27 protein-coding genes are annotated in these 24,861 nt (G+C 57.6%); 15 read left to right on the top strand and 12 right to left on the bottom strand.

The window, feature by feature from the left end; all coding sequences use genetic code 11:
- Positions 1-41 precede the first annotated feature (41 nt).
- Complete coding sequence (locus IG617_RS10030) at positions 42-467, top strand: hypothetical protein (protein ID WP_192109065.1); 426 nt, start codon at positions 42-44, stop codon at positions 465-467.
- Between the two features lie 11 nt (positions 468-478).
- Positions 479-1,045 (top strand): hypothetical protein, encoded by a 567-nt coding sequence (locus IG617_RS10025; RefSeq protein ID WP_192109160.1) that lies wholly within the window; start codon positions 479-481, stop codon positions 1,043-1,045.
- A gap of 129 nt (positions 1,046-1,174) precedes the next feature.
- On the opposite strand, the gene IG617_RS10020 is transcribed toward IG617_RS10025, so the two are convergent.
- Complete coding sequence (locus IG617_RS10020; protein ID WP_192109064.1) at positions 1,175-2,617, bottom strand: alpha,alpha-trehalose-phosphate synthase (UDP-forming); 1,443 nt, start codon at positions 2,615-2,617, stop codon at positions 1,175-1,177.
- A gap of 258 nt (positions 2,618-2,875) precedes the next feature.
- Between IG617_RS10020 and IG617_RS10015 the strand changes: the two genes are divergently transcribed.
- The 3 genes from IG617_RS10015 (at position 2,876) to IG617_RS10005 (ending at position 4,228) form a co-directional block, all read left to right on the top strand.
- Complete coding sequence (locus IG617_RS10015; protein WP_192109063.1) at positions 2,876-3,070, top strand: hypothetical protein; 195 nt, start codon at positions 2,876-2,878, stop codon at positions 3,068-3,070.
- Between the two features lie 111 nt (positions 3,071-3,181).
- Positions 3,182-3,697, top strand: a complete 516-nt coding sequence (locus tag IG617_RS10010) for a Dps family protein (RefSeq protein ID WP_192109062.1) — start codon at positions 3,182-3,184, stop codon at positions 3,695-3,697.
- Positions 3,698-3,772: 75 nt separating this feature from the next.
- Complete coding sequence (locus IG617_RS10005) at positions 3,773-4,228, top strand: hypothetical protein (RefSeq protein WP_192109061.1); 456 nt, start codon at positions 3,773-3,775, stop codon at positions 4,226-4,228.
- Positions 4,229-4,301: 73 nt separating this feature from the next.
- Here the strand turns inward: IG617_RS10005 and IG617_RS10000 are convergent, their stop codons facing one another.
- Positions 4,302-6,131 carry a sensor histidine kinase gene (locus tag IG617_RS10000; RefSeq protein WP_192109060.1) on the bottom strand — a complete coding sequence of 610 codons (1,830 nt, stop codon included), beginning with the start codon at positions 6,129-6,131 and terminating at the stop codon, positions 4,302-4,304.
- 223 nt (positions 6,132-6,354) lie between these two features.
- Between IG617_RS10000 and IG617_RS09995 the strand changes: the two genes are divergently transcribed.
- Positions 6,355-6,552 (top strand): CsbD family protein, encoded by a 198-nt coding sequence (locus tag IG617_RS09995; protein ID WP_192109059.1) that lies wholly within the window; start codon positions 6,355-6,357, stop codon positions 6,550-6,552.
- A gap of 113 nt (positions 6,553-6,665) precedes the next feature.
- Here the strand turns inward: IG617_RS09995 and IG617_RS09990 are convergent, their stop codons facing one another.
- Both IG617_RS09990 and IG617_RS09985 read right to left on the bottom strand, forming a co-directional pair.
- Complete coding sequence (locus tag IG617_RS09990; RefSeq protein WP_192109058.1) at positions 6,666-7,757, bottom strand: AI-2E family transporter; 1,092 nt, start codon at positions 7,755-7,757, stop codon at positions 6,666-6,668.
- Positions 7,758-7,968: 211 nt separating this feature from the next.
- Positions 7,969-8,772: a response regulator gene (locus tag IG617_RS09985; RefSeq protein ID WP_192109057.1), complete on the bottom strand. Its 804-nt coding sequence runs from the start codon at positions 8,770-8,772 to the stop codon at positions 7,969-7,971.
- A 211-nt stretch (positions 8,773-8,983) separates the two neighbouring features.
- On the opposite strand from IG617_RS09985, the gene IG617_RS09980 reads away from it, so the two are divergent.
- Positions 8,984-9,205, top strand: a complete 222-nt coding sequence (locus IG617_RS09980; protein WP_192109056.1) for a NepR family anti-sigma factor — start codon at positions 8,984-8,986, stop codon at positions 9,203-9,205.
- Positions 9,202-9,756 carry a sigma-70 family RNA polymerase sigma factor gene (locus IG617_RS09975; RefSeq protein WP_192109055.1) on the top strand — a complete coding sequence of 185 codons (555 nt, stop codon included), beginning with the start codon at positions 9,202-9,204 and terminating at the stop codon, positions 9,754-9,756. Before IG617_RS09980 ends, IG617_RS09975 begins: the two co-directional genes overlap by 4 nt.
- Positions 9,757-9,864: 108 nt before the next feature.
- Here the strand turns inward: IG617_RS09975 and IG617_RS09970 are convergent, their stop codons facing one another.
- A complete protein-coding gene (locus IG617_RS09970) occupies positions 9,865-10,224 on the bottom strand; it encodes a hypothetical protein (protein WP_192109054.1) in 360 nt (119 codons plus the stop codon).
- Positions 10,225-10,333: 109 nt separating this feature from the next.
- Between IG617_RS09970 and IG617_RS09965 the strand changes: the two genes are divergently transcribed.
- Together IG617_RS09965 and IG617_RS09960 are read left to right on the top strand one after the other, a co-directional pair.
- Entirely contained in the window at positions 10,334-11,227 is an 894-nt protein-coding gene (locus IG617_RS09965) for a formate/nitrite transporter family protein (RefSeq protein ID WP_192109053.1), read from the top strand.
- Positions 11,227-12,525, top strand: coding sequence for a DUF2254 domain-containing protein (locus IG617_RS09960; RefSeq protein WP_192109052.1), 1,299 nt, complete (start codon positions 11,227-11,229; stop codon positions 12,523-12,525). The genes IG617_RS09965 and IG617_RS09960 overlap by 1 nt, the downstream gene beginning before the upstream one ends.
- Positions 12,526-12,614: 89 nt before the next feature.
- Here the strand turns inward: IG617_RS09960 and IG617_RS09955 are convergent, their stop codons facing one another.
- Complete coding sequence (locus tag IG617_RS09955) at positions 12,615-12,782, bottom strand: DUF1328 domain-containing protein (RefSeq protein WP_192109051.1); 168 nt, start codon at positions 12,780-12,782, stop codon at positions 12,615-12,617.
- An 84-nt stretch (positions 12,783-12,866) separates the two neighbouring features.
- The gene (locus IG617_RS09950; protein WP_192109050.1) at positions 12,867-13,076 is read right to left on the bottom strand and encodes a hypothetical protein; all 210 of its coding nucleotides are present in this window, start codon (positions 13,074-13,076) and stop codon (positions 12,867-12,869) included.
- Positions 13,077-13,319: 243 nt separating this feature from the next.
- Here IG617_RS09950 and IG617_RS09945 point away from each other — a divergent pair, with 243 nt between their 5' ends.
- From IG617_RS09945 to IG617_RS09925, 5 genes are all read left to right on the top strand, one after another.
- Positions 13,320-13,508 (top strand): PLDc N-terminal domain-containing protein, encoded by a 189-nt coding sequence (locus IG617_RS09945; RefSeq protein WP_192109049.1) that lies wholly within the window; start codon positions 13,320-13,322, stop codon positions 13,506-13,508.
- 208 nt (positions 13,509-13,716) lie between these two features.
- Positions 13,717-14,649 carry a PRC-barrel domain-containing protein gene (locus IG617_RS09940; RefSeq protein WP_192109048.1) on the top strand — a complete coding sequence of 311 codons (933 nt, stop codon included), beginning with the start codon at positions 13,717-13,719 and terminating at the stop codon, positions 14,647-14,649.
- Between the two features lie 81 nt (positions 14,650-14,730).
- Positions 14,731-16,506, top strand: a complete 1,776-nt coding sequence (locus IG617_RS09935) for an N-acetylglutaminylglutamine amidotransferase (protein ID WP_192109047.1) — start codon at positions 14,731-14,733, stop codon at positions 16,504-16,506.
- A gap of 9 nt (positions 16,507-16,515) precedes the next feature.
- The gene (ngg, locus tag IG617_RS09930) at positions 16,516-18,333 is read left to right on the top strand and encodes an N-acetylglutaminylglutamine synthetase (protein ID WP_192109046.1); all 1,818 of its coding nucleotides are present in this window, start codon (positions 16,516-16,518) and stop codon (positions 18,331-18,333) included.
- Between the two features lie 26 nt (positions 18,334-18,359).
- Positions 18,360-19,496: an osmoprotectant NAGGN system M42 family peptidase gene (locus tag IG617_RS09925; RefSeq protein WP_192109045.1), complete on the top strand. Its 1,137-nt coding sequence runs from the start codon at positions 18,360-18,362 to the stop codon at positions 19,494-19,496.
- A 45-nt stretch (positions 19,497-19,541) separates the two neighbouring features.
- Here IG617_RS09925 and IG617_RS09920 read toward each other — a convergent pair whose 3' ends face one another.
- The 5 genes from IG617_RS09920 to IG617_RS09900 form a co-directional block, all read right to left on the bottom strand.
- Entirely contained in the window at positions 19,542-20,366 is an 825-nt protein-coding gene (locus tag IG617_RS09920) for a phosphodiesterase (RefSeq protein WP_192109044.1), read from the bottom strand.
- A 75-nt stretch (positions 20,367-20,441) separates the two neighbouring features.
- Positions 20,442-21,704 (bottom strand): extracellular solute-binding protein, encoded by a 1,263-nt coding sequence (locus tag IG617_RS09915; protein ID WP_192109043.1) that lies wholly within the window; start codon positions 21,702-21,704, stop codon positions 20,442-20,444.
- Between the two features lie 121 nt (positions 21,705-21,825).
- Complete coding sequence (locus tag IG617_RS09910) at positions 21,826-22,761, bottom strand: carbohydrate ABC transporter permease (RefSeq protein ID WP_192109042.1); 936 nt, start codon at positions 22,759-22,761, stop codon at positions 21,826-21,828.
- Positions 22,758-23,681 carry a carbohydrate ABC transporter permease gene (locus IG617_RS09905; RefSeq protein WP_254170488.1) on the bottom strand — a complete coding sequence of 308 codons (924 nt, stop codon included), beginning with the start codon at positions 23,679-23,681 and terminating at the stop codon, positions 22,758-22,760. Before IG617_RS09905 ends, IG617_RS09910 begins: the two co-directional genes overlap by 4 nt.
- A complete protein-coding gene (locus IG617_RS09900; protein ID WP_192109041.1) occupies positions 23,678-24,835 on the bottom strand; it encodes an ABC transporter ATP-binding protein in 1,158 nt (385 codons plus the stop codon). The genes IG617_RS09905 and IG617_RS09900 overlap by 4 nt, the downstream gene beginning before the upstream one ends.
- Between the last annotated feature and the right edge of the window lie 26 nt (positions 24,836-24,861).

Genomic DNA, 24,861 nt, shown 5'->3' with positions numbered 1-24,861 from the left:
CCCCGTCCAACGTTTACCTGGCACAACAGGAGGACAGAGAGATGACTGACCCAGCTCCACATCGATCACCACACTCTGAAAACTGGAATACGCAGGAGGCGTCCGCGGATCCCCTGGGCCCTCTTCTGGAAACGGCCCGCTCTGAAGCGCTTGGCTTGGCCCAGACTTTGAAGCGCGAGTCACTCCGCTTCGTCGAGGGCCAGCAAGACAGATCATCTTCGATTCTGGATGAGATTGCCCACACCCTGCGAGAGCGCGAGGCGGGCAAGAATGATGCTCCCGCGGCCCTGAGCGTGACGGCCGCCGATTATATCTCGGCGTCGGCCCACAAGATCCGTGAAGCGGATGCAGCCGCTTCCATCGAAACGCTTGGCGCAACCGCTCGCAAACACCCTGTCCCCCTTGCCATCGGGGCAGCGGCCATCGGTTTTCTCGCCGCACGTTTCATTTCCTCCACCGACCAATAAAGGAGACCACAATGTCTGATTACATTCGCACCCCGGAACCCTCCACAACACCCGAGAACCGGACCATCGCGCCAACTCCGCACCCGGAAGCGTCCGGGACACCTGGCACCGCGGAACGGGCAAAGGCCGCGCTCAAGTCGTCGCGCGAGCGCGCAGCACAGACCTTGAACGAAGCAGCCGAAACAACCAGCCGCGTCGTCGACGAGAAACGTCATGACCTTGAAAAGGCTTATCGCCAGACTGCGACACGGACATCCGACTTTGCGCGCGAACATCCCTTCGCGGTCGGCGCCATGGGTCTCGTGGCCGGTTTTGCACTCGGCGCCCTCTTGCCGCGCACTAAAATGGAGAACGGCACCGTCGGCGCGACACGCGACGATCTGTTTCACAAGGCGACGGAAGCCGGCAGCCAGGCGCTCAAGGAAACCCGGCGCATGGCCGAGAAAACCGTTCAGCAGATGAATGGCGGCGACGCGACGAAACAGAGTGACGAAGAGCAGGCACTGGAAGAAGGTCTTGAAGACAGCTTCCCGGCCAGTGACCCGATCTCCGTAACAAGCGTCTCCAAAGCGAGCTAACGCTCATTTGAACAGACGAGAAAAAAGCCGGCGCATTCATTTGGAATGCGCCGGCTTTTTATGTTCGATCCTCTGAAGTGTATGGTCGGCAAGATAGCGCGCCCCTCTTGGGAGGGACACCGCGCCGCGCTAGGCGTCCGCTTTCTCTGCGTCGATCCCGTCATCAGGCAGGTTCTGCAAGAGGCTCAGAAAGTCCGTTCCCATCGACTTGTCTTCCAGGTGCCTGAGGAAGGAAGACGCCCACCAATCAACATCCTCATTCAGAACATTTTCGAGCATGGCCGAGTGTCGCTCGATCCGTTCGGCGCGCTCCATGGAGAGTGCCTGAGAGATACAGTCTGCCATTTGCGCCGCGTCATAAGGATTGGCTGTCAGCGCGTGATCTCCAAGCTGCTCCGCTGCACCTGCAAAGTTCGACAAAACAAGCACGCCAGGGTCGCTAGGATCTTGTGCGGCGACATATTCCTTCGCCACCAGGTTCATCCCGTCTGCCAGGGGCGTTACCAAGCCGACCTGAGCGTGGCGATAAAGGCCCGCCAGTCGGTTTCGGTCAATCATGCGATTGATATATTGAATCGGCGTGTAGTTGATGTCCGAAAACCGGCCGTTCACGGAGCCGGATAGCTGCTCCAGTTGTTCTCGGATCTCGCGATAGGCCTGAACATCTTCGCGGGTCGGCGATGCGATCTGAACAAACGACACCTCGCCACGCAATTCCTCTCGCGTTTCAAGCAGATGACCGAAAGCCTTGAAGCGATGCGGTAGCCCTTTGGAGTAGTCGAGACGTTCAGCTCCGATGATCAATTTCTGAGGTCCGTGCGCTGCTCTGGGCAAAGGTTCGGCGTTTTGTGCGATCTTCTGAAATGCACTTGCCTCGATCCCGATCGGGAAGCTCTTGAGATCGACCGTCCGGTCGCGATAGCGAACAGAGCCATCCATCAAGAATTCACTTTCCTTCAAGGTGCGGAACACCTCGAGGCAGGACGCTACGTCGCGGTTTGTCTGCAGGCCGACGAGGTCATAGCTTGACAGCCATTCGGCCAGTTCCCCCGCATTGGAGAGCGCCCCGACATTGGCGGACGATGGAAAGGGAATATGCAGGAAAAACCCGATCGGATTGAAAACGCCCTTACGGCGCAACGCATCCGCCAGGGGAAACAGATGATAGTCATGAACCCAGACAACGTCGTCAGGGCGAAGCTCCCGCGCCAAAGCATCGGCGAGCTGCCGATTGACCTCCAGATAGGCCTCCCGGAAACTCAGGCGCAGATCCAGAAGATCGGTTCGGCCGTGGCACAGTGGCCAGAGCACCGAATTGGCATAGCCGAGATAATAGTCGTCATAGAGCGATGCCTCGATGGAACAGCTTTTCCGCTCGAACGGACCACCTGGATGGTTTTCCAGACCCTGAGAGCGAGGCATCTCTGCACCCGTGAACGACGCGTCCTCGCGGGTGATGCCTACCCAGAGGCCACCGCGTTCTTCCATCGTATCTTTCAAGGCGACAACCAGCCCACCGGACGGTTTATCGCCAAGCGGCATGCGGTTTGAAACAACGACCAATCGCGACATCGGAACTTCCCCAAGATCTGAGCGGCAGCGACCGCGTGGAATTCTTAGGCAATGCGCCCCTGCTTCGGACACATCGAGCCGCCTTGTAAACCGGGAAACTGCCGTTTGGTTCCGATGAGCTGTGAAATCTCGGCTGACCGGCCTGCGCGCTGATCACGACGTCAAATTTTTCTGGAACTTTGGGCCGGGTCACTCGTTTCCCCTCTGACACCGAACGCTGCGAAGGCTTCTGGACCAACGCTAAGACGGAGTTGAGATATGACCGAGCCAAAGCTCGAAAAGACCGCCACCGAAGCCCGGCAGGCGGAACGTGGCAAGCCGATCCTCGCGATCCTGACGGTCAGCATTGCCCTGGTCGTTTGTGCCTTTGTGGCAATCGGCCTGCTGAATGCGGATGGCGACATGCTGTCCATCGGCCTGATTGAACCTCAGAGTGAAACCGCAACCAACTAGCGGCTTCCCGAAACCAATCGACCTAACCCCACGACTATCCAGGGACCAGGCCAGCGATGGCTTCGTCCAGGGAGAAACCACGCAATTTTCCAAACCAATGGAGACCCGACAATGGCCAACACGAATGTTTTGAATGTCACGACGAAAAAGTCCGAAAAGGTCAACACCGGCATCGAAAAGGATGTGCGCGAGCAGATCGCGAAACATCTGTCGGTCATTCTGGCAGACACCTATCTGCTCGTGATCAAATCGCACCTCTACCACTGGAATGTGGTCGGTCCCCTGTTCAAGTCGATTCACGACCTGACAGAAGAGCATTACGAAGACATGTTTGCGGCCGCTGACGACATCGCAGAGCGTATTCGTGCCCTGGGCCACCGCGCTCCGGTGAATGCAGCTGAAATCAGCATGGATCTGAAGATTGTCACGCCGCAGAATGGCATGCCAAATGCCCACTCCATGGTTGAAGATCTCGTCAAAAGCCATGAGCGTATCGCGGCAGAAATGCGCGATATGGCCGAATATGCGGGCGACAACGCCGATGTGGTGACCGAAGACATGCTGACCGCACGCATTGCATTCCACGAAAAGGCAGCATGGATGCTACGGGCCCTGATCGCGGAATAAAACCAATCCCGGCAAGGCAGGTTCGCCTGCCTTGCCCTTCCTATTTGCCACCTCAAATGAAGCAGCGCTCGGTCAATGCCCAATCCGAAGACCTTCGCCGGATATGCGTCCCCTGAGGCGATCCTGCGGGACGTCTCCCTAAGCACGCGCCAGAAACAGACCGCCCTTCTCCACTGGCGCGCCGCGCTTGCCCGCATGGCGCGGATTAAGCCAATCAATCAAGAGCGTCAGAAACAGCTCACCGTTGAAATCGACGAGGCGCTCATCGCGCTCGAAAATCCTGAACGGACGGCCTACGGCCGGTGGCTCTATTCCGCCCACAATGAAAACGAAGTCCCGCCACGAGATCTTGTTCTATCGGCTGACTTCGCGACGGTTGAGGACGTGCTGGCCTCAGACCTCAAGACCAGCGAAAAGGCGACAATACTGAGGACATGGCTCAGCGACCTGAAGGGCTCGTACAGCAAAGCCAACCTCGAGCTGCGCCAGAACATTGAAATGGCGCTCTTGCGTTTGTCCAAATCCTCATAGCGACCCAGCACCAAAAAACCGGTCATCTCACGATAGCCGGTTTTTCTTTTGTCTTTATTGGCGGACCAATTGTTTATCGAAGCGTCGCCAGTTGGCTTTCCGGGAATGTGATCTTGCAGCGCAGCCCATCCGGATCAAAAGACAGGGTGACATCACCATCGAGGGACGCTCCCACCAATCTTTCCAGCAGAACCCGTCCAAAACCACGCCTGTCGGGAACCGCTGCGACAGCCGGACCGTCCTGTTCTTTCCAGTCAAGCGTCACCTGGCCTTCCGCCCGTCTCCATTCAATGTCGACCTTACCACTCGGAACCGATAGCGCGCCATATTTCAAGGCGTTGGTGGTCAACTCGTGCAAGGCAAGTCCAAGATTTTGCGCAGCATCTGCCGTGACCTGTAGCGGTTCACCCTCCATGTGGATCTGTGGACTCGACGGATCCATGGTCTGGGCCAGATGGGCACGTACAAGTTCACCGATTTCCGCGCCATACCAGGAGTGTGAGACGAGCAGGTCATGAGAGGCCGCAATCGCCTGCAAACGCGCGGAAAAACTGGAAACGAACTGTTCCTTGTCCGCAGTGCGCGCAGCTGTCTGGCGGGCCATGGCCTGAATGACGGCAAGCAGGTTCTTTGAGCGATGGGTCAGCTCGCGCATCACCAGGTGCATCTGCTTCTCGTTCTCGCGCTTGTGGGTCAGATCCACCGCAATACCGATCACCCCCACGATCTCGCCCTCGCTGGAGGTCTTGGGCTCCAGCTGCAGATCATAGTGGCGTTGCTTGTCATCTACGGTGACATCAATCTCGAGTTCCTGAACCTCGCCTGTCTCGAACACCTGACGCTTGGCCGAAACGACCTTGAGTTGATCCTCCTCGTCGAAGAGATCAAAGTCCGTTTTTCCCAGGAAGTCCTCCGCCACGGTGTTAGGCGGCGGGTTGACGATGTGAACATAGTTCAGATCGAGATCCTGTTCGAAAACGGTAATCAGCGAACCCTGCAACGCGGCTTCAAACCGGCGGTTTGCGTCAGCTAGCTGCGACGCCATGGACGCAAGCCTTACTTCGAACAGGTTCTGCTCGGTCATATCCAGAACCGTACACAAGATGCCGTCGATCTTGCCGTCGTCGTCGCGCGTTGGATTGATGGTCAGATCCAGATAGAGCGTTCCCTCATCGTCCGTCTCCACCGCGAGATAGGTCGAGCGGGTCTCGCCCGTATCCAAAACCTCCTGCTTCAAGGGAATGGTCACCGCGGCAGCGGCAGCAGGCAGAAGCTGGGTATCGGTGCTGCCGATCACCTCCTCGATCGTGTTGCCGAGCCTTGGGTGATGGATCCACGTATAGCGAAGAGCCGTGTCTTGCGTGAAAACCGTGATGTTCGAACCCGTCAGCGCAGTTTCAAATCTCTCATTGGCACGATCCAGCTCGGCCTTGCGACCAGCCAGCGCCTTGTCGAGCGCACTATTGGCTTGCGAGAGCGATGCATTTGCTTCCTCGAGCTCACCAGCAGACGGCGTGGCCAAAATCTTTGGGATTTGCGGCCAAATGGCCAGCGCAGTCAGTATGGCAGCAATCGCTGTGATCGCCTTTATGAAGCCGATTGCACCATAGAGATGGGCCGATGCATCTGCCGGCATCAAAAACGTCACGACCACGGCGAAATGCACGACCGCGTTGGCAACCATGAAGGCGATGAAGAGATAGGCCAGTCTGAGCCCACCGCCATCGAGACTCTTCCGCTTGCTGACGAACACAAAGACAGCCGCCGAAAGCACGATCAAGGCAAGGCCGATCAGAACATCTGAAACAGCGAGAAGCGCGGTCAGCTCTCGCGGAGCATCCAGGCCTGGAGTGGACGGTCCAGTTCCCGCTCTCCCCTCAAAAAGCTCAAGTAATTCATTCATTGCGCGCTCAAATCGGATTGCATGGGCTATTGGGCGTCTCTGAACGAGAGACAGACAGGGAACTCGCGTGTGCGCGAATCCAGTTCAAGCGAGCCGGATAAAACACAGTGCTAGAAGTATCTCTAACGTGTCTGGATGTCGTTGGTTCCAAAGAAAATTTCAGGAACTCTCGCGAGGGCGCCGCGTTTTCTCTTCGTCTGACACTTCAACCCAGGAGCAAATGATGAACTGGAACCAGATCGAAGGCAATTGGAAGGAATTCAAGGGCAAGGCTCAGTCGCAGTGGGGCAAGCTCACCGACGACGAGCTGGACCGCATCGAAGGCCGCCAGACAGAGCTTGCAGGCTTGCTTCAACAGAAATACGGCAAGACCGAAGAAGAAGCCCGCAAGGAAATTGATACCTGGATGTCCAACATCTGATCAGCTGACAGTCCGAACGAGGCCCCCGCCTCGTTCGGCTGGCATCGCTGGTTCAAAAAGACATGAAAAAAGCCGGGCATTTTGCCCGGCTTTTTCGTGTTCAGAAATCCAAACTAAAAGTCAGCCTTCGACAGCATATGCGACACCACCGCCTGGATCACCAGGAGCAGCGGCACGGCCATCAAGGCACCAACCGGTCCCCACAGCCAGAGCCAGAATCCCAGCGACAGGAACACGAACAGGGGTTCGATGAGCAAACTGCGCCCGAGCACGGTCGGCGTGACAAAGTTCGCTTCGAGAAAATTGACTGCAAAGAACACCAGGGCGGGCGAGATGATCTGGAGAAATGTCCCCTCCTGCAAAAGCCCAGCCCCCAAGAGCAGGAACGTCAGCAACAGCGGTCCGACATAGGGAACGAAGTTCAGCAACCCCGCAAGCGTCCCCCAGAACCACGCATTAGGCAGCCCGACCAGCGCCAGCAGAACACCCGTGGCAACCGCGAGGCCCAGGTTGATCAACGACACCGTCGAAAGATAGGTCGAAACGGAATTCTCAGCTGCTTCCGAGATAGTCTTGAAATTTGAAAGACTGGGATAGGACTGCCCCGCTTCTGCGAGCTGCTTTGACAACCGGCTTCGCGATGCCAGGTAAAAGAAGAGCACCCCCGAAAACAGGACAAGCTGGCCGATTGTTGCCGGCACACTAACGGCAAGTCCGCTGAGGATCCCAGGAGCTGATACGGCCATGGCCTCACCGGACGCATCGATCCCGGTTGTTTCTTGCACAGCGTCAGTCGCCTGCTCAATCGTTAGCAGCAGCTCACGAACGCTCAGCAGCTGCCGCTTCAGTGCCGCATAGATTTCAGGCAGGGCAGCCGACCATTCCTCAAAGGGGATGAACAGCAGACGGACGGAACCAAGCACGACTGCCAGCAAGACCGCCATGATGGAACCTGCGCCAAGGGCCGGACTGACACCCAACCGCTCCAACCAGTCTTGAACTTTGCCCAAAAGGAGGCCCGTCAGGAGGGCTGCAAAAACGGGAACGAGAAGCGCCTGGCCAAGCTTCAGGCCGCCGACCAGCAAGATCAAAAAAATACCCAGAACCGCGCCATTGCGATACGGCGCGATCAGCGCAGCCGCCCCTTTGTGGTGCTCACCAGGGTCTGCATCTTGCTCGTCTTGTTCGATCGATTGGCCAGGCATCACGTCACCACTCTCTTGCGAGCAACACGCTCAGGGTCTCAATCAGCCCCGCACAGAAAGCCCGCAGGACCTTGGCAAACCATCACGATGACCGGAGGTTCCCATACCAAATAAAAACCCCGGCCAGAAGGCCGGGGTTGGGGTTCGGACCGACAAGCGGGTCTAATTTGCAGGTCAGAACCCTAATGTCGATAGCAAGGGCTGGGGGGCATCAAGCTGCTATCGACGAAGTCGAATTGAAGAACAACGCCTGACTGATACCTGCCTTGACCGTGTTGGGGTCGAAAGGTTTGGTGATCAGGAAGGTCGGTTCCGGGCGTTCACCGGTCAGCAGACGCTCCGGGAAAGATGTAATGAAGATGACGGGAACATCGAAATCGCCAAGGATTTCTTTCACAGCGTCAATGCCCGACGAACCGTCGGCAAGCTGAATATCGGCCAGAACAAGGCCGGGCTTGTCGGCACGTGCGGATTTGACCGCTTCGGCAGCGGTACGTGCGACCGTAGTGACGCGATGGCCCTGCCCCTCAACGATGTCTGCAAGGTCCATGGAAATGAGCGGTTCGTCCTCGATGATCAGGACCTGAGTTGCCGTCTGCCGGTCGATTTCGCTGATTGCGTCCTTGATCAGACCGGAAACTTCTTCTTCGCTCTTGCCGATCACGGCAGCAGCTTCATGGAGCTTGAAGCCCTCCAGTGTGGTCAAGAGCAGGGTCTGCCGGCTTTCCGGCGTCATATTCGCCAGCCGCTGTTGCGCGGTCTGTTCAAAAATAGATGCAGAGCCATCCTGGGAGGCCGGCGCAATCATGGTTGCATTCCAAAGCACATGGAAGAGGCGATAGAGGCCGATCTTGGCTCCCCGGCTCATGTCGAAGGCAGAGGCATCTGCGACCATGGCCTGCAGGCACGCACGAACATAGGCGTCCCCGCTCTTCTGCGATCCGGCGAGAGCTCTTGCATAACGACGAAGGTAAGGAAGATGAGGAGCAATTTCCTGAGAAAGACTACCGGGCATGAGTTCTTTTTCCTTTTCCGTCCTGTCCGGCCAATCCCAACGATTGCGGACGTCATGGGCACCAAACCCAATGCGTAAACTTGCGTAGGAAAAAAAAGTTCCGAACATAGGGAACTTTTTTTTTCGGCCGCCGTTAAATCCCCAGTAGCGAGATATAGACCAGCCCGAAATTGCCAACCCTCAACGGTGGACCCAGGGCCAAGGAGAAGACATGGCGCAGAAAAAAGCATCAGCCGATCCGAACCCGACTGAGGGACTTATCGTTCCAAGCAAGGTCGGCAAGTCCAAGGAGGACTGGATCGGCAACCAATTGAAGCGCATCTATGATGAGGCCCTGACCGAAGACATTCCGGACGACATGATGTCGTTGCTCGACCAGCTCGACAACAATGCGTCGGCAACCGAATCCAATTCAGAGGAGAGCACACAGTGAGTGATGCCACCTTCAAGAAGGATCTCGTTGCCTCGATCCCTTCCCTGCGCGCTTTCGCAAGATCGCTCGCCGGCAACCGTGACCGCGCCGACGATCTCGTCCAGGAAACCTTGGCCAAGGCGATTGCCAAGCGCGAAAGCTATACGCCCGGCACCAACCTCATGGCATGGCTCGTGACCATCCTCCGCAACCAGTATTACACCGAAGGCCGCAAACGGAAGCGCGAAGTCGCCGACAGTGACGGCATACACGCAGCCAGCCTCACAGCTGTGCCTCAGCAGCCGGGTCATCTTCAAATGACCGACTTTCTGAGCGCTCTTCAGTCACTTCCTGAAGATCAGCGCGAAGCGCTCATCCTGATCGGCGCCAGCGGGTTCTCCTACGAGGAAGCTGCCGAGATTTTAGGAACCCGTGTCGGCACCGTCAAAAGCCGTGTCTCCCGCGCTCGTGTGCGGTTGGAAGAACTGATGAACGGGTCCTCAGACTTCAAACACGATGAGAATGCGATCAAACAGTCGGCGGAAATGCTGCAGCAGGCACTTTCGGTCTGATTCTGAAAATCTCGAAAAAAGCCGGGGCAAATGCCCCGGCTTTTTGTTGTCTGCGGTCAAGCAACCGAAAAAGCTGGTGCCACGTCAACCGACATGCCACCGGCATCCTTACTTCGGCAACGCCGCCTTCGCATTTTCAAGCTGCTCCATGCAGGCTTTCTCATCGCCCTTATTCCCTGCGATCCATGCCGCTTCAAGGTAGCGCTTGACACTCTCATCTCCAGGCGGAACACCAAACCAGCTTTCAGTCGGCTGAGCATCGGCCGCCGGCACTTCCACGGTCTTGCCGCCCGTTTCAACCTCGACGGTTGCCGAAGACGCCGTCAGGTCCTGCGTCAACGTTTGGTGGGCCAGCGCTTGCCGCGCATGTTCAACCTCTTCCAGACAGGTTGCAGCTTGCGCACTCACGGCGAGAAACGTTCCGGCAAGAAGGCCGCCTGCTCCAACAATCAGATTTCTCGGTGTCATGGTCATCTCCTTGGGTTGTCTCGTTAGAGAACGCGCGAGTGCTGAACACGTTCCGTGGAACCTTCCCCTTCGTCAGCCGTTTCACAGGGTCTATAGAAAAGGGGCGCAGATGGCCGAGACCCACTCAAATCGGGAAAATGGAACCCCGAAGGATCCGACAAATACCCGCGAGATCACCGAGGAACGGCTCGCCGAAAAAGGTACGAGGCTCACCCGCGAAGACCTTGCAGAAGTCGAGGACCGGCTCCGCCTCCGCGCTGCCGTGGTCTATGAGATCATCCGCCAGGAGGGCGAAGAGGAACTGGCGCGGGATCCGGTACGCCTCTGGTGGTCAGGCGTCGCCGCGGGTCTTTCGATCGGCTTTTCCATCGTTGCCGAAGGCCTTCTGCACAGCTACCTGCCTGATGCTTCCTGGCGTCCGCTGATCGAAAATCTCGGCTACAGCGTCGGTTTTCTGATCGTGATCCTTGCCCGCCAGCAGCTTTTTACGGAAAACACCCTGACAGCCGTTCTACCGGTCGTCGGCACGCCGAAGCTTCTCACCTTCAAACGCACTGTCCGGCTTTGGAGCATCGTATTCCTTGCCAATATGACGGGAACCCTGATCTTCGCGTACGGCCTGTCCACGGGCGTCTTCTTCCCTGATGCTGCCCAAGAAGCTTTTCGAGAGATCGCCCATCACATGATGGAGATACCGTCTCCCGACATGTTCTGGCGCGGCATCATCGCAGGATGGATCATCGCGACTCTCGTCTGGCTCCTGCCCAGCGCGGAGGCCAATCCTGTCGGAGTGATCGTGGTCCTGACCTATCTTATCGCGCTTTGCGACCTCACCCATGTCATTGCCGGGTCCGTGGAAGCTTTCATGCTTGCCTTTGAGGGCGCGATCAGCTGGTCTCAGGCGGTCTTCGGGTTTCTCGTCCCGACCCTCGCCGGCAACATTGTCGGCGGCAGCGCCCTGTTTGCGATCCTGGCCTATGCCCAGGTTCGAGAGGAGATTTGATGTCTGCCAGCTATCATGAGAGCGGATCGGTCCAGTTCCTGCAAAAGCTCTTTCGCGGTTTTCTCTTCATTCCGGTCTTGCTGGCACTCTCCGGCGCGATCATGGCGTTGATCGCCATCTGGGCAGACAGGTCAGGGGTGATTGAACCTGGGTCAGCGCTATCGTCGTTCCTGGACATCAGTACGGATGGAGCCAGGTCCGTTCTGTCGACCATTGCGGGTGCAATGATGTCGGTGATCAGTCTGGTCTATTCGCTGACGCTCGTTGTCTTCACCCTAGCCGCGGGCAATATCGGTCCGCGACTGCTCGAAACCTTCGCCAACAACCGCGTCAATCAGATCACCATCGGTCTGCTGGGAGCGACTTTTCTCTACGCACTGATCGTCCTCTATGTGGTCGGCGAAGAAACCGTCCCGCATATTTCTGTGGCAGTAGCGATTACGCTCGCCGTGATCAGCTTTTTCTGGCTGGTTTATTTCGTCAATGACGTCTCCCGGCGGATCATGGTCGACAATGAAATCGGCCGCACCCAGAAATCGCTTAGAGCCGCGATTGACCTGCTCCTGCGGTCCGAGCCGGAAGAAAATGCGGACGACCGAAAGGTAATTCCGGAAACGGCAGGAACGGAAGTCACCTCCAGCGCCAGCGGCTATGTCACTGCCATCAACGGCAAGCGTTTGATGGAGCTGGCAGAGGAAAACGATGGTTTTATCGAGGTTCTGGTCCAGCCCGGTAGTTATGTCATCGAAGGCATGGCAATCCTGCGGCTCTACCAGGGGGGCCGTGAGATCGATCCGGAGACCCTGCGCACGGTGTTTCAGACACGTTACGCCCGCGCGCCGGAGGGCGACATTCAGTTCTCGATCCATCTCAACGTCGAAATTGCATTGCGCGCACTGTCACCGGGCATCAACGACGCCTACACTGCGATCAGTGCCATCGATCATCTCTCCGCATCGCTTGGCCGTATCGTACAGCGCGGAGCCCCCACGGCGATCATTCGCGACAAGCAGGACACCCCAAGGGTCTGGCTCAGCATCCTGTCGGTATCGGACATTCTCGATGCGGCTCTAAATCCACTGCGTCAGGCCTCGTGCGGCAATGTGCTTGTGAGCGAGCGTTTGATCCAGGCGCTCGGCCGCATGGCTCTCGTCTGCCTGCCCCGTCACAAATCGATCCTTCAAAAGCACCTCCGCCGCATCGCAAGCGACGCCCGTCAGAAACTCATCAGTCATGCGGACCGCGAAGAAATCGCCAGGGCATTGTCGTCGGCAAACAAGACGCTCGCACAGGTCTAGTCCGGCGTCCTCTCCCTCCACCACTGACACGCGCCCATAAAAAAACCCGCAGCACAGGCTGCGGGTCTTTTTTCAAATTATGGCTCGGATCAGGCCCGGCCGCGCAGCAGATGAACAAGCGCGGAGATCGCAAACAGAACAAGCGCGACCACGAAGATCAGCTTGGCGATCGAAACGGCAGTACCAGCGATACCACCAAAACCCAGAACGGCCGCGACAATGGCAACGACCAAGAATAGAATTGCCCAACTCAACATTTTACCAACTCCTGTCTGTAGATTTCAAAAATCACAATCACACAACGAACGAACAGCTTGATCGTTCCAGTTGAATGTCAGGAATTATTGATCGACCTCGTAGCTTTTCTTGACGCGCGTATGTCCTGCCGGGCGTTCAAAGGCTCGCTTCAAATGATCACGTGTGCCGATATCCCGGTTAAGATTGCCACCCGATCGGCCGCCTTCGAGAGCAACATCTTCGGCCACGGTTAAAGGTTCCTCGAGCTGTGCCTGACGCTCACCCTTGCGATCACTGTTCTTGGCATCATTCATGGTGTCCGCTCCTTTTCTCTGTTGGAGTAAAGGAAATGCACGATCAAGAATCGGGTTCCGTGACAACGCAACGAGAATGAAATCGTCAGGACACGATCGCACCGACGCATCGGGTTTGGTTTGGGGCGTTCTGCCAGGAAAACAAACCACCAGGCGAGGAAAACAAAAATTCTCCCGCGTTGGCAGGAACCTTTCCTGCCGAAGGTCGTTGATCCATCACAACACCTGAGCAGGAGAATAAAAATGGAATATGGTATTCTTGGTCTAATTATCCTGATCGCCGATATTTATGCAGTCATCAAGACTCTCTCAAGTTCAGCATCAACCGGTGCTAAAATACTTTGGGTTCTCGGCATTCTGATCTTCCCGGTTGTCGGCTTCATCGTCTGGTTGTTTGCAGGCCCTCGCGGCGGCTCCACCTCTGTCGCCTAAGACGCGGACAGAGTTTGAAAGCAACACGCAAACTCAGCTTTGACCAAATCAGCTCCCAGGCAGCGCCTGGGAGCTTTTTCTCGTCGTGTATTCATCAAATAAAAATTAGAAAAAATAAGTCGGAACCTTGAACGAGCTAGATCATTTACTCCCCGACGACGCAAGACAGCGTGTCATCAAAGTTCAAACACGAATGGGAGAACACACCATGCTTCGCACTATTCTTGCAACCACAGCCCTCGCAACGGTTCTGTCGACCAACGTAATGGCCGAGACCAAGCCGCTCCCCAAGGAGACACAGGTCCAGAGCGAAATGCGTGACGACAACGTCTATCTTTTCGATTTCGACACTTTGTCTGAAGGCCCTTCCCAGGGCTACCTGGCATCCAACCTCATCGGCAAATACATCTACACCTCGTCTGCTGACGACGCTGATACCGTGGGTGACATCAATGACATCGTGATCGGTGAAAACGGTGAGACCCAGGCTGTCATCGTCGGTGTCGGCGGATTCCTCGGCATCGGCGAAAAAGACGTCGCGATCGACTTCAACCGCCTGAGCATGTCCGCGAACGAAGACGACGAAATCCGCGTGACCTCTGACGTCACCAAGGAAGAGCTCGACGGCGCAAGCCAGTATGAGCGTCCTAACCACGTGCCCGGCTGGGCCAACTCCGGCTCTGTCCGTGACGAGATGGACAAGGTCGCCGGAGCCACGAAGGACACCTACAACACCGTTCGCAACGAAGCGGCAGACAGCATGAATGGTGCTGCCGACACGATCACCATGGAAGAGCGCTGGATGGACGGCAAAACGCCGGTTCAAAACGCTGCCGTGACCACGGACAACCTGATCGGCGCGAGCGTTTACAACGCCGGCTATGAAGAAATCGGCGAAGTCAGCGAGGCCTTGGTCAAGACGGACGGCCAGATTGACGCCGCAGTTCTGGACATCGGCGGCTTCCTGGGCATGGGCGAAAAGCCTGTCGCCGTGGGTTTCGAAGACCTGAAGATTTACCAGAACGATGACGGTGACCTGTTTGTCGCCACACCGTTCACCAAGGAAGAGCTTGAGAACGCGGCGACCTACGACGCCGCAACCTACAAGCAGCAGCGCGAAAACATGCTGCTTGGATCCTAATCAGGCCATCAGGACTGAACAGGCGGCCCGCTCCAGCGGGCCGCCATTCTTCGTTCGAAGACCAATGAGGTAGATGATCAAATGTGTGGGATAGCCGGCGAAATTCGCACGGACGGAAGCTTTGCCGACGACGTTGCCGTCGCTCGAATGACCAGGTCTCTGGAGACACGCGGACCAGATGGAACCGGGGTTCATTCCCGCGGGCGAATTGCCTTTGGGCACCGGCGCCTGAAAATCATCGACACCTCGGAACTTTCTGCGCAGCCAATGGTAGATTCAGACCTTGGCCTGACCATCGTCTTCAATGGCTGCATCTACAACTACAAGGAATTGCGGGACGATCTCTCCGCAAAGGGCTACCGGTTTTTCTCCAACGGCGACACGGAAGTGATCCTGAAGGCGTTCCACGCCTGGGGACAGGGCTTCGTCGAAAAGCTCAATGGCATGTTCGCATTCGCCATTTTCGATCAGCGCAGCAATGAAGTCATCCTCGGCCGCGACCGTCTCGGGATCAAACCGCTCTATGTCGCCGAAATTTCCAGCGGGTTCCGATTTGCCTCCACCCTGCCAGCGCTAGTGTCCTCCGGTGGAATCGATACGTCCATCGACCGGATAGCCCTTCACCATTACATGACCTTCCACGCAGTCGTTCCGGCTCCAAGGACGATCCTGAACGGCGTGCGCAAGCTCCCTGCCGCAACTGTCAGGGTGATCTCCCCTACCGGCGAAACCAGGGACACGTGTTACTGGGCGCCCTCCTATCAGCGCAGTTCCGACGATCTGAAAAAGACCGCCAATGACTGGCGCGACGAAGTGCTCTCCAGTCTGAGAACCGCAGTGAAACGGCGCATGGTGGCGGATGTGCCGGTCGGCGTCCTGCTTTCTGGCGGAGTGGACTCGAGCATCATCACCGGTCTTCTGGCCGAAGGCGGTCAGCAAAATCTCAGCACCTTCTCGATCGGCTTCGAAGAAGCGAACGGCGAAAAGGGAGATGAGTTTTTCTATTCAGACCTTATCGCCAAGACGTATGACAGCAATCACGAGAAGATCTTTGTTCCGTCTTCCGATCTGATGGGCGCCCTGCCCGATACCATTGCTGCCATGTCGGAACCCATGGTGTCCTATGACAATATCGGCTTTTACCTGTTGAGCAGAGAAGTCTCGAAACACCTCCATGTGGTGCAGTCAGGCCAGGGGGCAGACGAGATCTTCGGCGGGTATCACTGGTACCCACCCCTCACCGCGTCAAAGAACCTGACATCCGACTACGCCAGCGTCTTTTTCGACAGATCGCACGAGGTCCTCAAGACCCAGCTCAATCCTGACTGGATCGCAGGCGAAGATGTCAGCCGGCAATTTGTCGACGACCATTTCGGCATTCCCGGCGCGTCGGATCCGCTCGACAAGGCGCTGAGACTCGACACCCAGATCATGCTCGCCGACGACCCGGTCAAGCGGGTAGACAACATGACCATGGCCTGGGGCCTGGAAGCGCGCGTGCCGTTTCTGGATCATGAGCTTGTGGAACTGGCAGCCCGGATCCCTGGTGAACACAAGTTGGCCCAGGGCGGCAAAGGCGTCCTGAAAGAAGCGGCCCGGCTCGTTGTTCCCCACGAGGTGATCGACCGCAAGAAGGGCTACTTTCCCGTTCCGCAGCTCAAGTACATCGAAGGTCCTTACCTGGATCTGGTGCGCGGCGCGCTCACCAGTAAGAAGGCCCGGGAACGCGGGCTCTTTCAAGAGGCGTATCTGGACCGCCTCTTCGCAGATCCGATCGCCCACATCACCCCCCTGCGCGGCTCCGAGCTTTGGCAGGTCGCGTTGCTGGAAATGTGGCTTCAGGCGCAGGGCATCTAGGGGAAGATCATGTCGACGACACGCAAGAGCAAGACCACATCTCAAGGCGGACACCGCGAACACGCTCGCGACCGTGACGGCGCCTATGCCCATCGGTTGCGCAAGATGCGGGACAATGGGCTGAAACCGCCTATCACGGTTGGCGAGGAAGCCCAGGACGAAGGCACGAGCCGCAATGTGATCGACTGCGGCTGGGGCCGCCTGTTGTTTGCACAAGGGTTCAATTCACCGGCGGAGCTTCTCGATTGCCTGCGGGAGGAACACGACGATCAACGGGACATTGCCGTCTACGTGCGCGATCCCCAGGTGCTGCTTGGCCAGGCACCGGGAGAAGTCTTTCTCGACCCTTCCCATACCTACCGCCTGCAGCTTTCGACCTTCCGCGCCTCAAGGCATCAGCCGAAGGGGTTCTTCATTCGCCGGTTGACGTCCATTGATGACGCGGACGCCATCAATCGCCTCTATGCAGCGCGCGGCATGGTCAAGATCGAGCCCGAGTTCTTCTGGGAACAGCGTGATGCACGCTCGATCAGCTACTTCGTTGCAGAAGACAAGGAGACCGGAGAGATCATCGGCACGGCGACCGCCATTGATCATGCCAAAGCGGTTGATGACCCGGAAAACGGTTCGTCCCTATGGTGCCTTGCGGTCGACCCGCAGGCCCGCCATTCAGGTGTGGGACGCAGCCTCGTTGGCCACCTGGCAGAATATTTCACCACCCGCGGCCGCGCCTACATGGATCTCTCGGTTCTTCATGACAATGAAGAAGCCATCGCCCTCTATGAGAAACTCGGTTTCGAACGCGTCCCCTTCTTTGCGGTGAAGCGCAAGAACACCATCAACGAGAAGCTCTTTGTCGGCCCCACAACGGACGACGAGCTGAACCCCTATGCCGCAATCATCGTTAAGGAAGCGCGCCTCAGAGGCATACATGTCGAGCTTTCCGATCCAGAGCGTGGCTATTTCACTCTGATCCACGGTGCGCGAAGCATCCGATGCCGTGAGAGCCTCTCGGAACTCACCAGCGCAGTTGCCTTGTCTCTGTGCGACGACAAGGGCGCAACCCGGCGCGTCGCCGAGGCTGCGGGCGTTTCAGTTCCCGCTCAGATGAATGCGGATGCACCTGCGCCCGAGCTGGAACGTTTCATCGCCGAGCACGGCAAGGTGGTGATCAAACCGACGAGCGGAGAACAGGGGCGCGGCGTATCCGTCGGCCTGACCTCCCTGGACGAAGTGACAAGCGCCACCAAGGAGGCACGTGCGGTCTCTTCACAGGTGATCATGGAAGAATGCATCAACGGCACCGACCTGCGCCTCGTGATCATAAACCACCAGCTGGTCGCCGCGGCGGTCCGGCAACCGCCGGAGGTGGTCGGCAACGGCAGGGACACGATCCGGCACCTGATCGCGTCTCAAAGCCGGAGGCGGGCTTCGGCCACGGGAGGTGAATCCTGTATTCCCTTCGATGCAGAAACCAAACGCACCATTGCCTCGCAAGGCTATTCTCTCGATGACATCCTGCCCCAGGCTGAAGCCTTGAGGGTGCGGCGGACAGCGAACCTTCACACGGGCGGGACAATTCATGACGTCACCGACATCGTCCACCCCAAGCTCGTGGAAGATGCCATTCGCCTGACCAGGGCCATCGACATCCCTGTTGCCGGCATTGACTTCATGATCAAGGCACCAGATCAGCCGCACAACTGGTTCATTGAGGCCAATGAACGCCCGGGACTCGCCAACCATGAGCCGCACCCGACCGCAGAGCGGTTCATTGACCTGCTGTTTCCGCTCACCACGGCACGGTCTGCCCGCCCCTCCCTTTGAGCCCGCAAGACAAGAGTGGCAAGACAGTGACATCATCTAAGGACAAGCCCCTTCCAATCGACCGGCAATATCTGATAGAAACGCTCGAGAAGCTGCTTGAAATCCCGAGTCCCACAGGGTTCACCGACACCATCGTCAGGTTCGTCTCTGCCGAACTCGGCAAGCTCGGCCTGACGGTCGAACTGACGCGGCGTGGTGCCATCAGGGCTGTGCTGCCTGCGCCCGAAGAACGTGGTGCCAGGGCGATCGTCTCCCATCTCGACACGCTCGGCGCCCAGGTTCGGCAGCTCAAGGCAAACGGCCGGCTGTCGCTCGCCCCCATCGGCCATTGGTCTGCACGGTTTGCAGAAGGCGCCAGAGCAACGATCTTTTCCGAAGCCGGCCCATCCCGCGGCACGATCCTGCCGCTGAAAGCCTCAGGTCACGCGTTCAACGAGGAAATCGACACCCAACCTGTCGGCTGGGAGCACGTCGAGCTGAGGATTGATGACATCACGTCGTCATTCGATGAAACAGCCGCATTGGGCATCGAGGTCGGTGATATCGTCGCCATTGATCCCCAGACCGAGTTTCTCGAAAACGGCTTCATCGTATCGCGTCACCTGGACGACAATGCAGGTGTCGCAACAACCCTCGCCGCGCTCAAGGCCATCAGACAATCCGACATCCAGCCTCCGGTCGAAGTCCATTGGCTCTTCACCATCGCCGAGGAGGTCGGCGTAGGGGCCGCGTCGATCCTAACGCCGGAAGTCGCCTCCATGCTGACCATCGACAACGGCACGACAGCCCCCGGCCAAAGCTCCAGGGAGTTCGGCGTCACCATCTCAATGGCCGATCAGACGGGCCCTTTCGACTATCATCTGACGAAGAAACTGAAGCACCTCTGCATCGAAAATGACATTGACTATCAGAAGGATGTCTTCCGTCACTACCGATCAGACTCCGCCAGTGCACTGGAGGCTGGCGCAGATGTTCGAACCGCGCTGATCACATTCGGCGTCGACGCTTCGCATGGCTATGAGCGCATTCACTACGATGCGCTGGAGTCCGTCGCCCGCCTGATCTGCGCATTTGCCGCCAGTCCGGTGGAAATCGAACGGGATCTGGAAGAGACATCGGACATCTCCGGCTTCACACGCCAGCCAACGCAGACGCCCACCTAGAAGCGCCCAGCGTTGTTCAGGCGCTCCCCGGCATTCACGGCAGACTTATCGGATCATCGTCAGCCGGTCCCAGTCTGCATAGTCTGGTGACCCTTCGTTGCGGATGTCCCCTGCGTAGCCATATTCGACCATATGCACCATGGTGCTGGTCTCATTGGCAAGGATCACCGCATAGGCTTCCGGCAGATCGGAACTGCTGAGCGAGCGCTCGGCCTTGAAATCAGGCCATCCAGCGTGATTGGTCCCGCGCGGCGCACTGAACGGAACGCCGTGCAAAGATCCGGACAGTGGCAAATGGCAATGACCATGGAAGATATGCGCGATCTTGTCAGCGTGCCGGGCGATGACCGCAGCGAAAGCCTCGGCATCCTGCAACATGATCTTGTCCATTGGAGCAATACCGATCGGAACCGGATTGTGATGCATGAAAATCCAAATCTTTCCGTCGGTTGCGGATAGTTTTTCATCCAACCAGGAAAGGCGTTTCTCACAAAAATGACCTGCGTGGCTTCCTGGACCCCAAGTATCCAACGTGATCCCCACGCCCAGGGGCAAGTCAAAGGCTGATTGAACGAAACCATTCTCGCCGGCGAGATCAGGAAACACCGAAAGGAACGTCTCACGCTCGTCGTGGTTGCCAATGCAAAGGCGGACCGGCATCGGCACGCTGGACAAGATGTCCCTCAGGCGCTGGTAGTCCTCAAGATCGCCCCAGTCGGATAGATCACCGGTGATCACCAGTGCGTCGGCATCCGAGTGATTGTCCAGCGCGTGCACGAGCGCCTTCTTGAAGTTCTCGGTCGGCTCCCGGCCTGAGATTGTCTTTCCGGGCGCTGTGAGGTGGATGTCGGTCATTTGAACGAGCTTCATGAGGCCAGTCCTATTATTTGTCTTTTTTAAGAAAACGCCGCCCGGAAAACCGGACGGCGCTCAGTTCGGAGGGACTTAGTTGCTGGAAGGCAGCAGGTCCTGAACTTCTTCGGAGATCTGCTCCTGAAGTTCGCTCATGTCGTCGTATTCACCTGAAACGATGCCTTCCAGGCCGTCATAGATGACCTGGGTTGCAGCCAGACCGTTGTCGCCTGGGTAGGCCTGCCAGTCGCGCAGAAGCGGCAGCTGACGAACAGCTGTCTCCTTGTTCGGGTTTTCCTTGTAGAAATCGGCAAGGATCACTTCGTTGGCAGCCTTGTTCGGCGGCATGTAGCCTGTGGTGCGGGCAACTTCAGCAGCACCCTGACCGGATGTGATGAACTTCAGCCATTTCCAGGCAGCGTCCAGTTCCTTGGGGTCGTCTGATGTGGAAACGAGCATCGCGGAGTTGCCGCCAGCCGGCAGACCCTTAGGACCAGTCGCTTCAAGACCCGGGAATTCGTTGGTCTTCAGTTCGAAGTCACCCTTTGAACGCTCAACGGCACCCAGAGCGGACGTCGACCAGAACATCATGCCGATTTCACCGGCGGAGAAAGATGCAAGCGCAGCCTTCCACTCGATGTTCTGCATTTCACAGCCACGGAAGATGGACTTCATGGTGTTCAGAGCTGTCAGGCCTTCGTCGGAAGCCAGCTGGAACTCGTTGCCTTCCATGGTCGGCTTGTCCTGCGACCACATCAGAGCCTGAAGGAACCAGTTGCCGGTGATGTTCCAGCCCCAGAACATCGGGTTCTTGACGCCAGCTTCACGCAGCTTGCCGCAAGTTGCGACGACTTCATCCCAGGTTTTCGGCAGCTGATCGGCAGAGGTGATGCCAGCCTTGGCCATCACGTCCATGTTGTAATAGCCGACCGGCAGGGAAACGGAGAACGGCAGGCCGTGAACTTCGTTGTTGAACGTGCCCAGCTTCAGCATCGCGTCGTGATAGCCGTCCTTGGCGAAGTCTTCTTCGCGCACGATGAAAGGCTCGAGAGACTTGGCAATGCCCTTCTCGACCAGGATCGCCTGACGGTTCAGACCCTGCATGGTGACATCCGGCAGTTCGCCAGCGACAGCTTCACGCAGAATGGTGTTGGAAGCGTCTTCGTAGGACTCATAAGCCGCACGCATCTTCACTTCGATGTTCGGATACTTTTCGTTGAAAAGCGGCATGATCTTTTCGTAGGTGACATCGAAAAGATGGCTGTACGGGTACGCGAATTCGATCGTGATCTTTTCTTCTGCGTTCGCCGTGCCGGCGGCCAGAAGAAACGCTATTGCAGTCAGGCACTTTTTCATGGAACTCTCCGTGGTATTGCCGTGGGAGCGGTCAGGTCGCCAAACTCGCCCGTTCCCGGTTGATCCCATTCGGGATTTCGGTAGCGGGGCTGCCACGCGGCGGCCCCGAATTCTCTTTCGCTCACTTCATCCCGCTCAATGTGATGCCTTCGATGAAGCGCCGTTGCGCGATCAGGAAGGCAACAATGAGCGGTGTGACGATGATCGTCGCCGTCGCCATCATCGGACCGAAGTTGTCTCCGTCTGCGTCGCCCTTGAACTCCCGCAATCCGAGCGGCGGCGTGAACAGATCGCGGTTGCCGGTGATGACGATGCGCGGCCAGAAGTAGTCATTCCAGTGGGCCACCACCGAGAAGATGGCGAAGGCCAGGAGCGCTGGAACCGCCGTCGGCAGCATGACATTCCAGATGATCGAAAACTCGCTCATGCCGTCCATCCGTGCAGCGTCGATCAGATCGTCCGGAACCGTCATGAAAAACTGGCGCATCAGGAAAATGCCGAAAACGGAAATGCTCCAGGGCACCACAAGAGCCGCATAGCTGTTCGTGAGCCCCAGTTTGGCCAGCATGATGTAAAGCGGCAGCGCGATGGCATGTACCGGGATCAGCAGGCAGAACAGCACCAGTCCGAACACGGCCTCCCTGCCCCAGAAGCGCAGCTTGGCAAGCGCATAGGCGCAAGGGAGCGCGACCAGCACCTGGATAAAGAAGATGGACGCCGTAATCACGACCCCGTTCAGCAGGTAGCGCAGCAGCGGCGCTTTCGCGAAGGCCGTCGTGTAGTTGTAGATGGCCGGCGTCACCATGCAGTCGGCCACGGCATTGCCGAGCTTGATGCAGTAGTCATCCCGGAAAGCTTCTTGCAAACCAAAGAACCCGCCAGTGTTCTGCATGATCTCGGCCGGGCTCTTCAAGCTGTAGCTGACCATGACGTAAAACGGCATCAGCACGATGATCGCGCCAAGGATCAGCACGACGTGCTTCAGCGTCTCCGTCGTGGAGAAACGAAAAGTCGAGCGACCGGCCAAGCCCGAAGGGGCCATTGAAAGATCGGTCATGTGTAGTGAACCTTTCTTTCCACCAGCCATCTCTGGATGATGGTGAGGATCATGACGAAGGCGAGGAAGACGACCGTTATGGCGGCACCGATTCCCATGAGATTCTGCTGGATGGCCTTCTCGTAGATGGCGAACATCATGACGTAGACCGACTTCGACGGTCCGCCGCCCTGTGGATAGAAGGCCTCGACTGTGTCGAAGACCTGAAACGAGCGGATGAAGGAAATGGTCACGACGAAGACCGTCGTCGGGCCAAGCATGGGCCAGGTGACAAGGCGGAACCGGTCCCAACTGGACTTCGCTCCATCCATTTCGGCCGCTTGATAGAGTTCGCGTGGCACCGACGTAAGGCCGGCGAGGTAGAGCACCATATTGAAGCCGAAGCCCTGCCAGACGCCGATGAAGGAGACCACCCAGATCGCATATTTGCGGTCCGTCAGCCAAAGTGGGAAGCCGCGCTCACACCCTTGCGCGAACCAGCCCCAACTTTCCAGAAACGTGCCGCAGCCCTGCTCAAGCGTAGAATTCACCAGACCGATGGTTGGATGAAGCGCGAACTCCCACACGATCGCCATCGCGATCAACGCAGCCATGACCGGTAGAAAGTAGATCGTCTTGTAGAGATCACCGAAGCGCTTGGTGGAATGGATGAGCAGAGCAGCACCAAGCCCCAGACCAACCGAGAGAGGCACCACAACAAAGACATATCGGAACGTCGCGCCGAACATCTTTGCATAGGTCGAGCGCGTGAAGATCTTCTCGTAGTTGTCCAGCCCGACCCAGGAGGCACCGGCGTTGCCGAGACTATAGTCCGTCAGGCTCAAGACCCCGGCCATGCCGATCGGCAGCAGCAGAATGACGAACATCAAGATAAGCGCAGGTCCGACGAACCACATATGCGCGTTGGAGCGGGGCATCATGCGACCTCCGGCACCTGGGATGACATGGCGTCGGCCAGCTGAATGCGTTTTCCATCCGCGCCGAAGACCATCGCCTGGCCGTGCAGACGATGGAAAGAGACATCCGATCCCAGCGAAACGGAGACGCCTTCCTGCGGCGTGGTCCGCACCACCATGCGATGAAGCCCGTCATCAATGGCCACGTGCAGGTAGATATCAGCGCCAAGGTTTTCCTTGTGAACGACCCGGCCTGACAGGCATCCGGGCTCACTCGCGGCGCAAAGCGCCAGATGCTCAGGCCGCAAGCCAATGCTTACCTTTTCGGAGGCTCGCGACGCGGTCACCCTTGATAGGACAACCTCGCCGCAGCGCGCGTGGCCATCACTGTCCAGGTTGCCTGCGAGCAGATTGATTTTTGGCGCGCCGACGAACTCGGCAACACGAATGTCTTGCGGATCGTTGTAAACCTCATCCGGTGCGCCGAGCTGCAGGATGTTGCCATCCATCATCACCGCCATGCGGTCAGACATGGTCAGCGCCTCCGCCTGATCGTGGGTCACATAAACGAAGGTGGCTTGAAGTGACCGGTGGAGCTCCGCAAGCTCGGAGCGCATGTGAATGCGCAGCGCTGCATCCAGGTTGGACAGCGGCTCATCCATCAAAAAGGCGACTGGCTTGCGCACCATCGCACGCCCAAGAGCTGCACGCTGCCGTTGACCGCCCGACAACTGACCCGGTTTGCGGTCTAGAAGCGCTTCAATCCTTAGAACTTTGGCCGTCTCCTGCACCTGCTGCTGAATCTGCTGATACTTCACGCGTCCCAGCATTGGCCCGACAAAAGGCAACCGCTCGGCTGTCGACAGATCGCGCAGACGAAGCGGTGTCATCATGTTCTGGGCGATCGTCAGATGCGGGTAGAGCGCATAGGACTGAAACACCATCGCCAGATTCCGGTTCGCTGGACGGACGTCAGTAACAGGCATGCCCCCGATCTCGACTTCACCGGAGCTCGGCACCTCAAGACCAGCAAGGATCCTCAGCAGCGTCGACTTTCCGCACCCCGAAGGACCGACAAGTGTCAGAAATTCCCCCGAACGAATGTCGAGATCGATCCGCTGAAGAACCGAGGTCGTGCCGTAAGACTTGCCGATAGAGCGCAATTTGATCGCAGACATGACACCATTCCCTTTTCTTTCGGGCG

The sequence above is a fragment of the Roseibium polysiphoniae genome, assembly GCF_014842925.1.
In the GTDB taxonomy this organism is placed as follows: Bacteria; Pseudomonadota; Alphaproteobacteria; order Rhizobiales; family Stappiaceae; genus Roseibium; species Roseibium polysiphoniae.
The sequence above is the reverse complement of the archived record's forward strand: the minus strand, read 5'-3'. Positions and strand labels throughout refer to the sequence as shown.

Bases quoted from the DNA above. Each gene is read 5' to 3' on its own strand.
- IG617_RS10030 (WP_192109065.1), top strand. From the start codon at position 42: ATGACTGACCCAGCTCCACATCGATCACCACACTCTGAAAACTGGAAT.
- IG617_RS10025 (WP_192109160.1), top strand. From the start codon at position 479: ATGTCTGATTACATTCGCACCCCGGAACCCTCCACAACACCCGAGAAC.
- IG617_RS10020 (WP_192109064.1), bottom strand. From the start codon at position 2,617: ATGTCGCGATTGGTCGTTGTTTCAAACCGCATGCCGCTTGGCGATAAA.
- IG617_RS10015 (WP_192109063.1), top strand. From the start codon at position 2,876: ATGACCGAGCCAAAGCTCGAAAAGACCGCCACCGAAGCCCGGCAGGCG.
- IG617_RS10010 (WP_192109062.1), top strand. From the start codon at position 3,182: ATGGCCAACACGAATGTTTTGAATGTCACGACGAAAAAGTCCGAAAAG.
- IG617_RS10005 (WP_192109061.1), top strand. From the start codon at position 3,773: ATGCCCAATCCGAAGACCTTCGCCGGATATGCGTCCCCTGAGGCGATC.
- IG617_RS10000 (WP_192109060.1), bottom strand. From the start codon at position 6,131: ATGAATGAATTACTTGAGCTTTTTGAGGGGAGAGCGGGAACTGGACCG.
- IG617_RS09995 (WP_192109059.1), top strand. From the start codon at position 6,355: ATGAACTGGAACCAGATCGAAGGCAATTGGAAGGAATTCAAGGGCAAG.
- IG617_RS09990 (WP_192109058.1), bottom strand. From the start codon at position 7,757: ATGCCTGGCCAATCGATCGAACAAGACGAGCAAGATGCAGACCCTGGT.
- IG617_RS09985 (WP_192109057.1), bottom strand. From the start codon at position 8,772: ATGCCCGGTAGTCTTTCTCAGGAAATTGCTCCTCATCTTCCTTACCTT.
- IG617_RS09980 (WP_192109056.1), top strand. From the start codon at position 8,984: ATGGCGCAGAAAAAAGCATCAGCCGATCCGAACCCGACTGAGGGACTT.
- IG617_RS09970 (WP_192109054.1), bottom strand. From the start codon at position 10,224: ATGACACCGAGAAATCTGATTGTTGGAGCAGGCGGCCTTCTTGCCGGA.
- IG617_RS09965 (WP_192109053.1), top strand. From the start codon at position 10,334: ATGGCCGAGACCCACTCAAATCGGGAAAATGGAACCCCGAAGGATCCG.
- IG617_RS09960 (WP_192109052.1), top strand. From the start codon at position 11,227: ATGTCTGCCAGCTATCATGAGAGCGGATCGGTCCAGTTCCTGCAAAAG.
- IG617_RS09955 (WP_192109051.1), bottom strand. From the start codon at position 12,782: ATGTTGAGTTGGGCAATTCTATTCTTGGTCGTTGCCATTGTCGCGGCC.
- IG617_RS09950 (WP_192109050.1), bottom strand. From the start codon at position 13,076: ATGAATGATGCCAAGAACAGTGATCGCAAGGGTGAGCGTCAGGCACAG.
- IG617_RS09945 (WP_192109049.1), top strand. From the start codon at position 13,320: ATGGAATATGGTATTCTTGGTCTAATTATCCTGATCGCCGATATTTAT.
- IG617_RS09940 (WP_192109048.1), top strand. From the start codon at position 13,717: ATGCTTCGCACTATTCTTGCAACCACAGCCCTCGCAACGGTTCTGTCG.
- IG617_RS09935 (WP_192109047.1), top strand. From the start codon at position 14,731: ATGTGTGGGATAGCCGGCGAAATTCGCACGGACGGAAGCTTTGCCGAC.
- ngg (WP_192109046.1), top strand. From the start codon at position 16,516: ATGTCGACGACACGCAAGAGCAAGACCACATCTCAAGGCGGACACCGC.
- IG617_RS09920 (WP_192109044.1), bottom strand. From the start codon at position 20,366: ATGAAGCTCGTTCAAATGACCGACATCCACCTCACAGCGCCCGGAAAG.
- IG617_RS09915 (WP_192109043.1), bottom strand. From the start codon at position 21,704: ATGAAAAAGTGCCTGACTGCAATAGCGTTTCTTCTGGCCGCCGGCACG.
- IG617_RS09910 (WP_192109042.1), bottom strand. From the start codon at position 22,761: ATGACCGATCTTTCAATGGCCCCTTCGGGCTTGGCCGGTCGCTCGACT.
- IG617_RS09905 (WP_254170488.1), bottom strand. From the start codon at position 23,681: ATGATGCCCCGCTCCAACGCGCATATGTGGTTCGTCGGACCTGCGCTT.
- IG617_RS09900 (WP_192109041.1), bottom strand. From the start codon at position 24,835: ATGTCTGCGATCAAATTGCGCTCTATCGGCAAGTCTTACGGCACGACC.